This is a genomic window from Pseudomonas sp. NPDC090233 (assembly GCF_044772285.1).
Taxonomy (GTDB): Bacteria; Pseudomonadota; Gammaproteobacteria; order Pseudomonadales; family Pseudomonadaceae; genus Aquipseudomonas.
Genome location: NZ_JBIVYQ010000011.1, coordinates 1 through 15404, shown reverse-complemented (window position 1 = coordinate 15404; position 15404 = coordinate 1). Strand labels below are relative to the sequence as shown.

Genomic DNA, 15404 nt, shown 5'->3' with positions numbered 1-15404 from the left:
CATGGCGTTCGTACGTACCGGCCTGGCGCTGGCGCTGGGCCTTGCGGTTTCGATGGCTGCCCAGGCGGATGATCCGGCGCAAATCAAGCGCGGCGAGTACCTCGCCCGTGCCGCCGACTGCATGGCCTGCCACACCGCTGAAGGTGGCGCACCGTATGCCGGCGGCCTGCCGATCCATTCGCCGTTCGGCACCATTTATGGCAGCAACATCACCCCGGACAAGCAGTACGGCATCGGCAACTATACGGCCGACGAGTTCTTCGCTGCTGTCACCGAAGGCAAGCGCAAGGATGGCGCCAACCTCTACCCGGCCATGCCCTACACCTCGTACCACCTGATCAGCCGGGAAGATTCGGACGCGATCCTGGCCTACCTGATGACCGTGCCGCCGATCAACCGCCCGGCACCGGAAACCAAGCTGAGCTTCCCGTTCAACGTGCGCCTGGGCCTGACCGGCTGGAACATGCTGTACGGCAAGAGCGTGCAGCTGCAGCCCACCGAGGGCAAGAGCCCGGCGTGGCAGCGCGGCCAGTACATGGTCGAGGTCATGGGCCACTGCGGCGAATGCCACACCCCACGTAACCCGATCGGCGCGTTGCAGCAGGACCAGCGCCTGACCGGCGGCCTGCTCAACGGCTACCTGGCGCCGAGCCTGTTGGCCCAGGATCTGGCCGAGCGCGGCTGGACCCAGCCCGACCTGACCACCTTCCTCAAGCACGGTATCAGTGCCCAGGGCAGCATGTTCAACGAGATGTTCCCGGTGGTGCACCACAGCACCCAGCACCTGGAAGACGCCGACCTGTCGGCGATGGCCACCTACCTGCTGGGCGACCAGCCACCAGCGGCCAAGGTCATCAAGGCGGTGCCGCTGGACCAGCTCACCGACAGCGCCAAGCGCGGCCGCCAGCAGTACCTCAACGTCTGCGCCGGCTGTCACGGCGTCGACGGCGAGGGCAAGCCGCATATCGCCGTGGCCATGCAGGGCAATACGGTGCTGCGCCAGGAAGACTCGCGCAACCTGGTCAAGGCCATCGTCGACGGTATCCGTGAGCAGCAGTTCACCGGCTTCGAACGCATGCAGCCAATGCCGGGCTTCGCCGACAAGCTCACGGACGACCAGGTGACGGACATGGTCAACTATCTGCGCCAGGCCTGGGGTGGATTGCCCGGTGACCTGAGCGTGCAGCAGCTCGCTGAGCTGAAGGCAGAGTGATGCGTGCAACATCTTGATCTGCAGGTCGTGCGCCAGGCGTTGCAGTGGTCGTGCAACGGCCAGCGAGTGTGGTTGTGCACGGTGCTCGCCACCTACGGCTCGGCGCCTCGCGCGCCGGGTTCGTTGCTGGCGGTCAATGACGGCGGGCAATGGGTGGGGTCGTTGTCGGGCGGCTGCGTCGAGGACGACTTTCTCGAACGCGTAGCCCTTGGCGAGTTTCCCGAGCCGGTAGCGATTGTGCGTTATGGCGATGGCAGCGACCGGCGCTCGAGCATTCGCCTGCCCTGTGGCGGTGTACTCGACGTGTTGGTGGAAAACCTGCCGGCCGATTGCGAGGTGCAGGGGCACCTGCGGGCACTGCAAAGCGCCCTGCAGGGGCAGCGTCGCCTGTTGCGCGAAGTGAGCCTGCCGCAAGGGGTTCGCCAGCTCAGCAACGATACCGCCCAAGGCCCGCGCGTGGAGCGTGAAAGCAGCCGCGTGCGCCTGCGGGTCGGCGCCGCCCAGCGCCTGCTGTTGGCGGGTTACTCCAGCGTTGCGCATTTCTGCGCCGAGTTTGGCAAGGGGATGGGCTTTGAAGTCATCCTCTGCGATCCGCGTGACGAGGTGCTCGAAGGCGTGGTGCTGGAGGGTGTCGAGGTGCGCCGCGAGCTGCCGTCGGAGTTCATCGCCAACGGGGGTTGCCATGCCGACACGGCAGTGGTTGCATTGACCCACGACCCGAAAATTGATGACCTGGCCATGCTTGAAGCGGTGCGTACCGAAGCGTTCTACATGGGTGTGATGGGCTCCAAGGCCACTTCCGACAAGCGTCGCGAACGCTTGCAGCGGATCGGTGGCTTGAACAGCGACGAGTTGGCACGCATCCACGCGCCAATTGGTCTGAACCTGGGCAGCAAGACGCCGGCAGAGATCGCCCTGGCGGTGCTGGCCGATATCCTGCGGATGCGCAACGGCATCGAACGGGCAGCGTTGTGAACGTCGTTGCGCTTGTATTGGCGGCGGGTAGCAGCGTGCGCTTCGGTGGCGACAAGCGCCGTGCAACGCTTGCCGACGGTCGCAGCCTGCTGGTGCATAGCGTCGAGCGGGCTTGCGCGGTGTTCAGTGACGTGCGCGTGGTAGTGCGTGCGGGCGAGCGGGACGAGGATCTGGGGTTGCCTGCTGACTGCCGGATTATCACCAGCCCGGAGGCTGCCTTGGGCATGGGCCACAGCCTGGCAGCCGGTGCGGCGTCGCTGGCTGACAGCGAGGCGCAGGCTGTGGCCATTCTGCTTGGCGACATGCCCTGGATCGAACCGGCGACGCTACGTCGCCTGGCTGAGGTAGCCTCGGCATCGACCATCGTGTTGCCACGGCAAAGCGGCCAACAGGGGCATCCGGTGATTTTCGGCTGTGACTTCTGGTCGGAGTTGACCCAGTTGAGCGGTGATGAAGGGGCGAGGTCGGTGGTAAAGGCTCATCGGGATCGCTGTGTGGTGCTGGAGCTGAATGATGCAGGCGTGCTACGGGATATCGATACCCCGCAGGATGTATTGGGGTAGCGGGTACACCCTCCTCAATGAGCCGCCTCAGGGCTGAAACCATTTGAGAGCAGTGATGAGGCACGGTCGAGTAGCCTTTCACAACCTGCGGGTTTGATCGTGTGCAAGTGATCGAAGGGCATCCATTTCCAATCGAGCGTGTCATCGCAGAGCGTGATGGCACCGCGGTAGTCGGCTGTGTAGAGAAAATTGAGCTCATGCATGCTCTGCTCGCCGATCACTATATTTTGCTCGATGACGCCCAGGAAGCGTTGCTCTAGTAGTGTCACACCGAACTCTTCGGCGATTTCTCGGATGACGCCGTCAACCACGGATTCACCCACCTTCAGGCGGCCACCGGGCAGTGCCCAACTGCTTTCGCTGTCTGTTTTCTTTTTCTGCACCAGCACTTCACCCTGTGCGTCCCTGAGAAAGACCGAGCATCTGACCGAAAAACGATACTCGTCCACATGGAACGTCACATCGGGTCGATTTGACGGGGTCATACAATGCCTCCAATTAATCCGGGTCTTCTCGTCCAGCGCGATGGCTACTGGCGATCAAGCGCTGGCGATGTTAGCCCACCACAGCGAAAAAGAGCCCATAATCCCCCCTTAATCCCTTCATAGTGCAATCCCAGCCACACCACTCCGGGAGCCCCCACCATGCACGTTCTGCTCTGCGAGGACGACGACCTGATCGCCAGCGGCATCTGCGCCGGCCTCACCGCCCAGGGCCTGACCGTCGATCGCGTGGCCAACGCCGCAAGTGCCCGGGCCATGCTCCAGGCTGCGCAGTTCGACGTAATGATCCTCGACCTCGGCCTGCCCGACGAAGATGGCCTCAAGCTGCTGCGCCGCTTGCGCCAGCAAGGCGTCGATCTGCCCGTGCTGGTACTGACCGCCCGCGATGCGGTCACCGACCGGGTGGATGGCCTGCAGGCCGGCGCCGACGACTACCTGCTCAAACCCTTCGACCTGCGCGAACTGGCGGCGCGCCTACACACCCTGCTGCGCCGAGTGGCGGGGCGGGCGGTGAACGTGATCGAGCATGGCCCGCTGCGCTACGACCCGAGCAGCTGCGATGCGACCTTGGCTGGCGTGCACGTTGACTTGTCGCGGCGCGAACAGGCACTGCTCCAGGCGCTGCTGCAGAACCCCGGCCGGGTGCTCTCCAGCGAACAGCTCAAGGACTGCGTGTATGGCTTCAGCGACGAAGTCGAAAGCAATGCCCTCAACGTGCATATCCACCACCTGCGCCGCAAGCTCGGCAACAGCATAGTCGAGACCGTGCGCGGCCTGGGTTATCGCCTTGGCCCGGCGCAGGCGCCCGAGGAGGCGGCATCATGAGCCTGCGGGTTCGCCTGAGCCTGATCCTCGGCAGTGCCTTCATCATCATCTGGGTGTTGGCCGCTGCCTGGATGCTGCGCGACCTGCGCCAGCAGATGATGTTTTCCCTCGACCAGCGCCTGGTGGCCTCGGCGCGCATGGTCGCCGGGTTGATCGATCAGCTGCCGCAGCCGCTGGCTGCCAAAGGCGAGGATGCGCACTTTTCCGCCGACCAGTTCAGCGTGCCCGACGGCATGGCCTGCCAGGTGAGTTCGCTGCGTGGCGAAATCCTCGCCAGCAACCACAAGCACGACGGCGCCATGGACGACGAGCGCAGCGGCTTCCGTGACCAGACCATCGATGGCGCCTCCTGGCGCACCTTTACCTACAACCACGGCGATGTGCGTATCACCACCGCCGACCGCCACATGGAGCGGGAGGCGCTGAACCAGTCGATCCTGCTGGCCGCCTCGGCACCGGTACTGATGGCCTTGCTCGGCAGCCTGGGGCTGGTGTGGATCGGCCTGGGCAAGGGCCTGGAGCCGCTCAACCGCATGCGCGATGCCCTGCGCCGGCGGCGAGCCGACAGCGTCGAGCCGCTGCAGGTGGCAGGCTTGCCCAGCGAGCTGCAACCGTTGCTCGATACCCAGAACCAGCTGTTCCTGCGCATCGCTCAGACTATCGAGCGCGAGCGTCGCCTGACCGACGACGCCGCCCACGAACTGCGCAGCCCGCTGACCGCGATCAAGACCCATCTACAGGTCGCCCGCATGACTGACGGCGCGGTGCGCGAGCAGGCGCTGGAGCACGCCGAGCAGGGCACCGACCGCATGCACCGCACCCTGGAGCAACTGCTGTTGCTGGCGCGGGTGGAGGGCAGCCTGTCGTTCGAAGATGGTGTGCAGTGCAGCGCCGAGCAGGTTGCCCGCCAAGCGGTGCAGGATGCCGGTGGGGGTGATAACCGGCGTATCGTCCTGCGCCTCCCGGAGGAGGCCACGCGCATCTACCTGGGCATGCCCGCACCTCTAGCCGTGGCGGCCTTGCGCAACTTGCTGGACAACGCCCTGCGCCATGGCGGTGATACCGAGGTGGAGCTGGAGGTGCAGATGGCCGATGGGCAAGTGGGCTTCATGGTGCGCGACCATGGGCCGGGGATTGCCGCCGATGATCTGCAGCACCTGACCGAACGCTTCTGGCGGCATGGCCAGAGCGGCGGCTGCGGGCTGGGCCTGGCGATCGTCCAGGCGATCGTGCAACGGTGCGCCGGCAGCCTGCGCTTCGACAGCCAGAGCGATGGCTTGCGGGTGCTGTTGCAAGTGCCAGCCCGTTCAGGCGTTTGACCTTATCGATCTGATTCGGTCTTTTCACGGGAAATTAGCGAAAAGGCCGAATCGGAAGACAGAAAAATCCCACAAAAACGGCTAAATCCGCCCCGCAGCCAAGCGTTTTCCAAGCGACAACTACCCGCACATTCGCTTGCTTGCGAGGATTTACCCATGTCCACCGCTTCCAGCCTTGCCCAGGTTCCGCCGGCCAGCGCGCCACAGCCGCTGTACGAGTTCACCGACTCACCGCTGCTGCAACGCCAGCAGCAACAGGAATCCAACGCCCGCAGTTACCCGCGACGCATCCCGCTGGCGCTCAAGCGCGCCCGTGGCATTCATGTCGAGGATGTCGAAGGCCGTCAGTTCATCGACTGCCTGGCCGGCGCCGGCACCTTGGCCCTGGGCCACAACCACCCGGTGGTGATCGAGGCGATCCAGCGTGTGCTGGCCGATGAAATACCGCTGCATACCCTCGACCTGACCACGCCGGTCAAGGACCGCTTCGTCCAGGACCTGTTCGGCATCCTGCCCGAAGCACTGCGCCGCGAGGCCAAGGTGCAGTTCTGCGGGCCGACCGGTACCGACGCCGTGGAGGCCGCGCTCAAGCTTGTGCGCAGCGCCACCGGCCGTAGCACGGTGCTGGCCTTCCAGGGCGCCTACCATGGCATGAGCCAGGGTGCGTTGAGCCTGATGGGCAGCCATGGGCCCAAGCAGCCGCTGGGGGCGTTGCTCAGCAATGGCGTGCAGTTCATGCCATACCCATACGACTACCGTTGCCCGTTTGGCCTGGGTGGCGAGGCCGGGGTCAAGGCCAACCTGCATTACCTGGAAAACCTGCTGCTCGACCCGGAAAGCGGCGTGCCGTTGCCCGCTGCAGTGATCCTTGAAGTGGTGCAGGGCGAGGGCGGGGTAGTGCCTGCCGATATCGAATGGCTCAAAGGGGTGCGGCGCATCACCGAGCAGGCCGGCGTGGCGCTGATCGTCGATGAAATCCAGAGCGGTTTCGCCCGCACGGGGCGGATGTTCGCCTTCGAGCACGCCGGTATCGTGCCGGATGTGGTGACCCTGTCCAAGGCCATCGGCGGCAGCCTGCCGTTGGCGGTGGTGGTTTACCGCGACTGGCTCGACACCTGGAAGCCGGGCGCCCATGCCGGTACCTTCCGCGGCAATCAGATGGCCATGGCCGCAGGCTCTGCGGTGATCAACTACTTGGTCGAGCACCGCCTGGCCGAGCATGCCGAAGCCATGGGGCAGCGCCTGCGTGGGCACCTGCAGGTGCTGCAGAAGGACTATCCGCAACTGGGTGATGTGCGTGGCCGTGGCCTGATGCTCGGCGTCGAGCTGGTGGACCCGCAAGGCGCGCGCGATGCGCTTGGCCACCCACCGGCCAACCGTGAACTGGCGCCCAAGGTGCAGCGTGAATGCCTCAAGCGCGGGCTGATCCTGGAGCTGGGCGGGCGTCATGGTGCGGTGGTGCGCTTCCTGCCGCCGTTGATCATCAGTGGCCAGCAGATCGACGAAGTCGCGCAGCGCTTTGCCGACGCGCTGGCGGCGGCAGTCTGATATGAGCCTGGGGCCGCCATGCGGCCCCACGCTTGTCTTCGATCAGTCGGACGTCCGCCCGGCTCGCCAGTAGCCCATCAACGTCAGGCAGTCACGCGGCAGCCCGCGCTCCTTGATCATGTAGCGACGAATATCCATCACCGCCGTCGACTCGCCGGCCACCCAGGCGTAGAACGCACTGTGGTGGGTACTGGAGCGATCCCAGAGCATGCGCTTGTCGAGATTCACCTCTTCCAGGCGTGCCGCAGGTGCCGGCTGCGCTTGCGGCAGGTTCGCCAGCTCGCGTACCGCATGCAGCATTGCCTCGCCGTGTTGGCATTGCAGCATTTCGCGTGGCAGCCAGTGCAAGCGCGTGGCGGCGCTGTGGCGCAGCGGGAGGCAGTCGGCTTCGTACGGCACCTCGATGAAGGCCTCCACAGCAAGCGATGGCTGTTCGTCGGCCAATTGCTCAAGCATGCCGGCAATCGCCGGCAGCGCTGTTTCGTCGCCTACCAGCAGTACGTTGCACAATCCTTGCGGCGGTTTCCATTCGTAGCCGCCGGGGTCGTCGCCGCAGTCCAGGTTGGGTGCGAGCATCTGCAGCCGATCTCCGATCTTTGCATGCGTCGCCCAGGCCGAGGCCGGGCCATTGACGCCATGCAGGACAAAGTCCACATCGACCTCAAGGGATTCGCGGCGCAGGGCGCGTATCGTATAGGTGCGCATCGCTGGGCGTTGGGGTGGCGGTAGGGCGTTGAGTGTCGCCTTCCAGTGCTGGTCATTGGGCAAGCTGGGCAGCGAGCCATCAGGGGCGGGGAAGAACAGCTTGACGCGCTGATCGGGCGCGAGGGTGTTCATTTGGCCAAGGTCGGTGCCACTGAATACCAAGCGCGTCAGCGAGGGGCTCAGGGCAATTCGTTGGCGCAGTTCAAGGTCGAACAGGCGATAGCCAGGCACTGCTGCCGGGCGGCTGCCGACCAGGTGGCGCAGGCCTTTGTGCAGCGTTTGGGTCAGGCTGGACATACGGGAGCCTCTTGCAAGCGAGTTTCTCGGTGAACGAGCCCCGGTCGCTGCAAATTAGCCCCGTTGTCGCGCCCGCTTACCAGCCGCGGGCGGAATTGACCCAGAAATTCACCGACAGTGACGTGGACAGCGATTCGACCTGATGGAACCAGCCCTCGGGTAGGAACAACAGATCGCCGGCCTGCAGCACTACCCGCAGCAATGGCACCTCGCGTGCTGCCGGGAATTGCTGGTAGTCCGGGGCATTGGGGTTGAAGTCGCAGCCATCCAGGCCACCTTCGGGGCTGGTCGACCAGGTACCCAGGGCGGGGCGATGGTGGGGGGCGGCTAGAATGAAGGATTTTTCGCCCCACACCTGGGCAAACAGGTTGTCGGTGTCGTCGCGGTGCAGCGGGGTCAGCGTGCCCTTGGGGCCGATCCAGATGCGCGGTGCGATGAAGCGCGATCGCTCGAAGTAGTCCGGGAAACGGATCAAGGCGAGGAGTTTCTCCGGCACGATGTTGTTGCCCATGTACGGGGGTGTTTCGCCGGGCTTGAGCGGCCGTTCCAGCGAGGCGATGAACTCGGCCATGGACGTGGAGCGGAAGTCGCGGTCGGTGGAGAACGTCTTCTTCACGTAGTCGCCATGGCGGGTGATGCCTTGCAGTTCGGCGAAGTGCTCGAGCGATGCCATGCGGCCCATGGTGAACAGTGGCCAGTCCTGCAGCGCGTCGCTGATCACCAATGGCAGGCCCTGGGGCAGGTAGTCGCGACGAAAGCGCTCCACTGACATTTCTGCGCGGCGCACGCGAGGGACTTCGTGCTGCACCGGCTGGGCGGCGGAAATGCGCTCGCTGAAGCGTGCCGGTGTCGGGTAGCGCTGGTTCATCGCCACCTTGTTCGCAGCGACGCCCTGTCGGGCACTGTCGATGATCTGTGGAAGCAGCGTGGCCAAGCCCATGTTGCCGCTGATCTTCAACCGCGCGCTGGCGAACAGTTCTTCGACATTGGCTGTGCCAGCCATGATGCCAAGGAAGTCGCGCTCGGCCACCTCGATGGTTACATCAGGGCTGGCGTGCGTGCCAGCCCCCACACGGCTGCTTTGGCCGACCTCGGACCAGAAGGCACTGCCCTGGCCGAAGACGAACTGGAAGACACCTTCGATACCCACGGCGTGGGCATTGGCGAACAGTTTGTTGAGGATGCTCTGAAGGTCCACGGTAGGCCTCTGTTGGTCTGCATTGTGCAAGATCAACGAGTCATGCCTCGCGCAATTTAGCCCGCAGTGGTGTGGCTAATTTTCCCGCGCGCTCTTACGTCCCGTAGGGATAGCCGAGCAGATGCTCGATACCCAACCGTATGGAAGATCGCAAATGAATGCCGAGAGGTCCCTCAAGCTTGCCCGCAGCTTCATTGGATTGCCAGTGGAAAAGCGCCGCCTGTTCCTGGAGGGTTTGCGCGCCGAACGCATCGACTTCTCCCAGTTTCCGATCGCCGCAGGGGTCGCGGCGCACGACCGCGATGCCCTGTCCTATGCCCAGCAGCGGATGTGGTTTCTCTGGCACCTGGACCCGCAGGGTGCTGCCTACAATCTGCCGGCTGCGGTGCGGCTGAGCGGTGCATTGGACCGCCAGGCGCTGGAGCAAGCCTTCGACAGCCTGGTGGCCCGCCACGAGACCCTGCGTACGGTATTCCGCCAGTTGCCCGACGACAGCTTGCGCCAGGTTCCGTGCGAGCAGCCGTTGTTGATCGAATTCCGCGACCTTGGCGCATTCTCGGCCGAGCAGCGCGAAGCCGAAGTGGTGAACGAAGCCGAAACCCAGGCCCAGCAACCCTTCGACCTGGCCACGGGGCCGCTGCTGCGTGTGCGCTTGCTGCGCCTGGACGCGCGGGAGCATGTGTTGCTGCTGACCCTGCACCATATTGTTTCCGATGGCTGGTCGATGAGCGTGCTGATCGACGAGTTCTGCCGTTTCTACGATGCCCACGAGCAGGGTGTCGAGCCGCAGCTCGGCGCGTTGCCGGTGCAGTACACCGACTACGCCTTGTGGCAGCGTCGCTGGCTGGAGGCGGGCGAACAGCAGCGCCAGCTGGACTATTGGCTGGCGCAACTGGGCGACCAGCACCCGGTGCTGGAACTGCCCGCCGACCGACCACGGCCGGTGCAGCCGAGCTACCAGGGCCGCCGCCACGCGTTCAGCCTGGACGCGCCACTGGCCGAGCAGGTGCGTGGCCTGGCCCGGCAGCAAGGGGTGACGGTGTTCATGCTGCTGCTGGCCGCATTCAACATCGTGCTGCACCGCCACAGCGGCCAGGGCGACCTGCGCATCGGTGTGCCAATTGCCAACCGTAACCGTAGCGAGACCGAGGGCCTGATCGGTTGCTTCATCAACACCCAGGTGCTGCGCACCTGCCTGGATGGCATGACCCCTGTCAGCGCGCTGCTGGCGGACATCAAGAAAGTGTCCGCCGCTGCCCAGGACCATCAGGACCTGCCCTTCGAGTGCCTGGTCGACGCCCTCAAGCTTGAACGCAGCCTGAGTTACAACCCGCTGTTCCAAGTGATGTACAACCACCAGCCGGAAGTGGCCGATGTCACCCGCCTGAAAGTCGGCAGCGGCCTTGAGCTGGGCGTTATCGAATGGGAGAGCCGCACCACCCAGTTCGACTTGAGCCTGGATACCTACGAGCAGGGTGGGCGCCTGAATGCGGCATTCACCTATGCCTGCGATCTGTTCGAGGCGGCCACCATCGAGCGCCTGGCACGGCACTGGCTGCGGGTGCTGCAGGCGATGGTGGCCGACCCTGGGCAGCGCATCGGCGAGATCTCGCTGCTGGATGCCGATGACTACCAGCAAATGGTCCACGAATGGGGGTGCAACACGGCCAGCTACCCCAACGAACTGTGCGTCCATGAACTGTTCCAAGCCCAGGCGGCTCGGGCGCCGCAGGCGGTGGCGCTGATCTTCGAAGGCCAGCAGCTGACCTACGGCCAGCTCAATGCCAGGGCCAACCGCCTGGCGCGCGTTCTGATCGAGCGCGGCGTCGGCCGCGAGGTGCTGGTGGGCATCGCCCTTGAGCGAGGCCTGGACATGGTGGTGGGCCTGCTGGCAGTGCTCAAGGCCGGTGGCGGTTATGTGCCGCTGGACCCGCAGTATCCTGCCGACCGCCTGCAATGCATGATCGAGGACAGTGGCAGCCGCCTGGTGTTGACCCAGGCCAGCCTGTTGCAGCGCCTGCCGTTGCCCGTGGATGTGCAACCCCTGTGCCTTGACCACGACGAAGCCTGGAGCATTGACGATGCCAGCGACCTGCCCAACTGCTCGCTGGCCGACAACCTGGCCTATGTGATGTTCACCTCCGGCTCCACCGGCCGGCCCAAAGGCGTGGGTATCAGCCACCGCGCCCTGGCCCGGCACGCCCACGTTTCGCTGGATTTCTTCGGCCTGGGCGCGGCCGACCGCGTGTTGCAGTTTGCCACCTTCAACTTCGACGGCTTCGTCGAGCAGCTTTACCCGGCCCTGATCTGCGGTGCCTCGGTGGTCATCCGCGGCAACGAGATCTGGGACAGCGAAACGCTCTACCGGCACGTGATCGAGCAGCGCATTAGCGTGATGGACCTGACCACTGCCTACTGGCACATGCTGGCCAAGGAGTTTGCGGTGGTCGGGCCGCGCGACTATGGCGTGCTGCGCCAGGTGCACGGCGGCGGCGAAGCGATGCCACCCGAAGGCCTGCTGGCCTGGCGTCAGGCAGGGCTGGGGCATGTGCGCCTGCTCAACACCTATGGCCCGACCGAGGCGACCGTGACGGCCACCACCCTCGATTGCGACGACTATGTGCAGGGGCGCCGGCCCATTCCGCTGACGTTGCCGATCGGCCAGGTGCTGCCGGGGCGCAACATCCTGGTGCTGGATGACAATGGCCTGCCGGCTCCGGTGGGGGTGGTGGGTGAGCTGGTGATCGGCGGTGAGCTGCTGGCCCGCGGTTACTTCCAGCGCCCCGGGCTGAGTGCCGAGCGCTTCCTGCCCGACCCCTACAATGGTGTCGGGGCGCGTCTGTACCGCACCGGTGACCTGGCACGCTTCAATGCCGAAGGCGTGATCGAATACGTCGGCCGTATTGACCATCAAGTGAAGATTCGCGGCTTCCGCATCGAGTTGGGCGAGATCGAAGCTCGCCTGCTGGAACGCGATGAGGTAGCAGACGCCCTGGTGCTGGCCGTGCCTGGCGCCAATGGCCTGCAATTGGTCGGCTATGTAGTGCCGGCCACCCGCGCGTTGGTCGATGCCGAGCCGGCCGCACAGGCCGCACTGCGTGAAGCGATCCGCAGCGGGTTGCAGGACTGCCTGCCCGACTACATGGTGCCGACGCACCTGCTGTTGCTTGAGGCTTTCCCCCTCAGCCCCAATGGCAAGCTCGACCGCAAGGCATTGCCAAAACCTGACCTCAATCAGCTGCGGCATGACCACGTGGCCCCGCGCAATGCGCTGGAAGCGCGTATCGTCGCCATCTGGCAGGACGTGCTCAAGTGCGAAGAGATCGGCGTGACCGACAACTTCTTCGAGTTGGGCGGCGACTCGATCATGTCGATCCAGGTGGTCAGCCGTGCGCGTCAGGCCGGGCTGCTGTTCAGCCCCAAGGACCTGTTCCAGCACCAGACCGTGCAAGGCCTGGCGAGTGTGGCGCGGCAAGGTGATGCGCCTTTGCTGATCGACCAGGGGCCGGTCAGCGGGCCGTTGCAGCTGCTGCCGATCCAGTGCGATTTCTTCGCCCAGGACATCCCGCAGCGCCAGCATTGGAATCAGGCCTTGCTGCTGCGCGCGCAGCAGCCACTGGATGCGCAGGCGTTGAGCGAGGCATTGGCTCATCTGGTCATCCATCATGACGTGCTCCGCTCGCGATTCGTCGAGCAGGCTGAAGGTTGGCAAGCCTCGATCGCCGCGCTGGCGCCACAACCGGCCGACTTGTTATGGCGGCGTGAAGGCCTGTCGCCGGTGCAACTGGCCGAACTCAACGACCAGGCGCAAGCGAGCCTGAACCTGGGCCAGGGGCCGTTGTTGCGAGCCGTGCTGGCGACCTTGGAAGACGGCAGCCAGCGCCTGCTGCTGGCGATCCACCACCTGGTGGTGGATGGGGTGTCCTGGCGCGTGCTGCTGGAAGACCTGCAGCAGGCCTATCGCCAGCGGTGCCAAGGGCTTCCCCTGCAACTGCCGGCCAAGACCAGCTCGGTCAAGGCCTGGGGCGAACGCCTGCAGGCCTATGCGCAATCGTCGGCGGTGGTGGCCGAAATGGACCATTGGGTTGCCCAGTTGCACGGTGTTCAGGTGCAACTGCCCTGTGACCGCCCGCAAGGCAGCCTGCAGAGCCGTCACCGCCAGGTGGTGCGCGGCCGTCTCGACCGTGAAACCACGCGTCAGTTGCTGCAGCAGGCGCCGGCCGCCTACCGCACCCAGGTCAACGACCTGCTGCTCACCGCGCTGGCCCGTACCCTTCACGGCTGGACCGGCCGAGCCGACAACGCCATCCAGCTGGAAGGCCATGGCCGCGAAGATGTGTTCGCCGACATTGACCTGAGCCGCAGTGTCGGCTGGTTCACCAGCCTGTTCCCCTTGCGCCTGACGGCCCGCGACGAATTGGCCGCCAGTATCAAGGGCGTCAAGGAGCAACTGCGCGCCGTGCCGGCCAAGGGGCTGGGCTTTGGCGTGCTGCGTTACCTGGGCCTGCCAGCTGTCCGTGAGTCCCTGGCGGCCCTGCCGCAACCCCAGGTCACCTTCAACTACCTGGGCCAGTTCGACGCCAGCTTCGACGCCGATGCCTTGTTGCTGCCAGCTGCCGAGGGTGCCGGCGCCGAGCTGGACGAAGCGGCGCCGCTGGGCAACAGCCTGGAGATCGAAGGGCAGGTCTACGATGGCGAACTGGAAATGCGCTGGACCTACAGCGGCGAGCAGTTCGAGCACAGCAGCATCGACCGCCTCGCCGCACAGTTCAGCGAGCACCTGCGTGCAATCATTGACCATTGCTGCCAGGCCGGGACGATGGGCGTGACGCCGTCCGACTTTGCATTGGCGCGCATCGACCAGGCGCAACTCGATGGGTTGCAGGTGCCGGCCAACCAGATCGAAGACATCTATCCGCTGTCGCCGATGCAGCAGGGCATGCTGTTCCACAGCCTGCTGCAGCAAGGTAGCGGCGAGTACATCAACCAACTGTGCGTGGATGTCGAGGGCCTGGATGTCGAACGTTTATGCAACGCGTGGCAAGCGGCCGTGGACAGCCACGATATCTTGCGCAGCGCGTTTGCCTGGGAAGGCGGCGGCGAACAGCTGCAGATCATCCATCGCCAGGTGCAGCTGGACGTCACCTGCCATGACTGGCGTGGCCGCGATGATCTGGCGACGGCCTTGCTGGAGCTGGCCGAGCAGGACCGTGCGCGCGGTTTCGATTTGCGACACCCCGGCCTGTTGCGCCTGACCTTGGTCCGTACGGACGAACATCGCCAGCACTTGATGTTCACCAACCACCATATCCTGATGGATGGCTGGAGCAGTTCGCAGTTGCTCGGCGAAGTGATGCAGCGTTACCACGGCGAACAGCCGCAGCGCCCGGTGGGGCGTTACCGCGACTATATCCAGTGGTTGCAGGCACGCACGGCAGAAAGTAGCGAAAACTTCTGGAAAGCACGCCTGGCCGATTTGCAGGCACCGACCTTGCTGGCCAGTACCGGCCCACAGGTAGCAGCAGGCAGCGGCTATGCCCTCCTGGACCATGCTTTCGACAGCGCTGCGACCGAGCGGCTCAACGCTTTCGCCCGGCAGCAGAAAGTCACCCTCAATACCTTGGTGCAGGCGGCCTGGCTGCTGCTGTTGCAGCGCTACACCGGCCAGTCCTGTGTCACGGTCGGCACCACCGTCGCTGGTCGTCCGGCCGATCTGCCTGGCGTGGAAAGCCAGCTGGGCCTGTTCATCAATACCCTGCCGTTGGTCGCCAGCCCGCAACCGCAACAGACCGTGGCGCAATGGCTGCAAAACTTGCAGGACCTGAGCCTGGCCATGCGCGAGCACGAACACAGCGCGCTGTTCGAGATTCAGGGTTGGGCTGGCCACAGCGGCGAGGCCCTGTTCGACAATATCCTGGTGTTCGAGAACTTCCCGATCTCGCAGGTGCTGGAGCGTGAGGCGCCACAAGGCCTGCGTTTCGGCCCCGCGCGCCACAGCGACCTGACCAGTTACCCGCTGACCCTGGGCGTGACCCTGGGTGGCAACCTGGCGCTGCACTACAGCTTCGATCAGGCCCACTTCAGCCTTGAGCGAATCCGCAGCATCAATTCGCACATGGCCCAGTTGCTAGGTGCGCTGGCGCAAGACCCGCTGCGCCCGGTTGGCGAACTGCCGATGCTCGACAGTGCCGAGCAGCATCAGGTCGTCGAGCAGTGGAACGCCACGGCCAGCGCTGCATTCCCCCTCGACAGCTGTGT

General features: G+C 64.9%; 10 protein-coding genes. 7 read left to right on the top strand and 3 right to left on the bottom strand.

What is annotated here, in order from left to right:
• The first annotated feature begins 1 nt into the window (after position 1).
• Genes ACIQUF_RS24700 through ACIQUF_RS24690 form a run of 3 tightly spaced genes read left to right on the top strand, consistent with a single transcriptional unit; the run spans position 2 to position 2751 of the window.
• Complete coding sequence (locus ACIQUF_RS24700) at positions 2-1213, top strand: cytochrome c (RefSeq protein ID WP_403136301.1); 1212 nt, start codon at positions 2-4, stop codon at positions 1211-1213.
• 3 nt (positions 1214-1216) lie between these two features.
• Positions 1217-2188 carry an XdhC family protein gene (locus ACIQUF_RS24695; RefSeq protein WP_403136299.1) on the top strand — a complete coding sequence of 324 codons (972 nt, stop codon included), beginning with the start codon at positions 1217-1219 and terminating at the stop codon, positions 2186-2188.
• Entirely contained in the window at positions 2185-2751 is a 567-nt protein-coding gene (locus ACIQUF_RS24690; RefSeq protein WP_403136297.1) for a nucleotidyltransferase family protein, read from the top strand. The genes ACIQUF_RS24695 and ACIQUF_RS24690 overlap by 4 nt, the downstream gene beginning before the upstream one ends.
• Before the next feature lie 14 nt (positions 2752-2765).
• Here ACIQUF_RS24690 and ACIQUF_RS24685 read toward each other — a convergent pair whose 3' ends face one another.
• Positions 2766-3236: an NUDIX hydrolase gene (locus tag ACIQUF_RS24685; RefSeq protein ID WP_403136295.1), complete on the bottom strand. Its 471-nt coding sequence runs from the start codon at positions 3234-3236 to the stop codon at positions 2766-2768.
• 159 nt (positions 3237-3395) lie between these two features.
• On the opposite strand from ACIQUF_RS24685, the gene ACIQUF_RS24680 reads away from it, so the two are divergent.
• From ACIQUF_RS24680 to ACIQUF_RS24670, 3 genes are all read left to right on the top strand, one after another.
• A complete protein-coding gene (locus ACIQUF_RS24680) occupies positions 3396-4079 on the top strand; it encodes a response regulator (RefSeq protein WP_400803529.1) in 684 nt (227 codons plus the stop codon).
• Positions 4076-5398 (top strand): ATP-binding protein, encoded by a 1323-nt coding sequence (locus tag ACIQUF_RS24675; RefSeq protein ID WP_403136294.1) that lies wholly within the window; start codon positions 4076-4078, stop codon positions 5396-5398. The genes ACIQUF_RS24680 and ACIQUF_RS24675 overlap by 4 nt, the downstream gene beginning before the upstream one ends.
• Positions 5399-5554: 156 nt before the next feature.
• Positions 5555-6946, top strand: a complete 1392-nt coding sequence (locus tag ACIQUF_RS24670) for an aspartate aminotransferase family protein (RefSeq protein WP_403136292.1) — start codon at positions 5555-5557, stop codon at positions 6944-6946.
• A gap of 42 nt (positions 6947-6988) precedes the next feature.
• On the opposite strand, the gene ACIQUF_RS24665 is transcribed toward ACIQUF_RS24670, so the two are convergent.
• Together ACIQUF_RS24665 and ACIQUF_RS24660 are read right to left on the bottom strand one after the other, a co-directional pair.
• Complete coding sequence (locus ACIQUF_RS24665; protein ID WP_403136291.1) at positions 6989-7948, bottom strand: siderophore-interacting protein; 960 nt, start codon at positions 7946-7948, stop codon at positions 6989-6991.
• Positions 7949-8024: 76 nt separating this feature from the next.
• A complete protein-coding gene (locus ACIQUF_RS24660; protein WP_403136290.1) occupies positions 8025-9146 on the bottom strand; it encodes a cupin-like domain-containing protein in 1122 nt (373 codons plus the stop codon).
• Positions 9147-9300: 154 nt separating this feature from the next.
• Here ACIQUF_RS24660 and ACIQUF_RS24655 point away from each other — a divergent pair.
• Positions 9301-15404: amino acid adenylation domain-containing protein (locus tag ACIQUF_RS24655; protein ID WP_403136288.1), on the top strand; the 6104-nt coding region annotated here is incomplete at its 3' end.

What these genes read in the sequence shown, in the direction of transcription:
- ACIQUF_RS24675 (WP_403136294.1), top strand. Translation starts at nt 4,076, where the DNA reads ATGAGCCTGCGGGTTCGCCTGAGCCTGATCCTCGGCAGTGCCTTCATC.
- ACIQUF_RS24685 (WP_403136295.1), bottom strand. Translation starts at nt 3,236, where the DNA reads ATGACCCCGTCAAATCGACCCGATGTGACGTTCCATGTGGACGAGTAT.
- ACIQUF_RS24680 (WP_400803529.1), top strand. Translation starts at nt 3,396, where the DNA reads ATGCACGTTCTGCTCTGCGAGGACGACGACCTGATCGCCAGCGGCATC.
- ACIQUF_RS24670 (WP_403136292.1), top strand. Translation starts at nt 5,555, where the DNA reads ATGTCCACCGCTTCCAGCCTTGCCCAGGTTCCGCCGGCCAGCGCGCCA.
- ACIQUF_RS24665 (WP_403136291.1), bottom strand. Translation starts at nt 7,948, where the DNA reads ATGTCCAGCCTGACCCAAACGCTGCACAAAGGCCTGCGCCACCTGGTC.
- ACIQUF_RS24700 (WP_403136301.1), top strand. Translation starts at nt 2, where the DNA reads ATGGCGTTCGTACGTACCGGCCTGGCGCTGGCGCTGGGCCTTGCGGTT.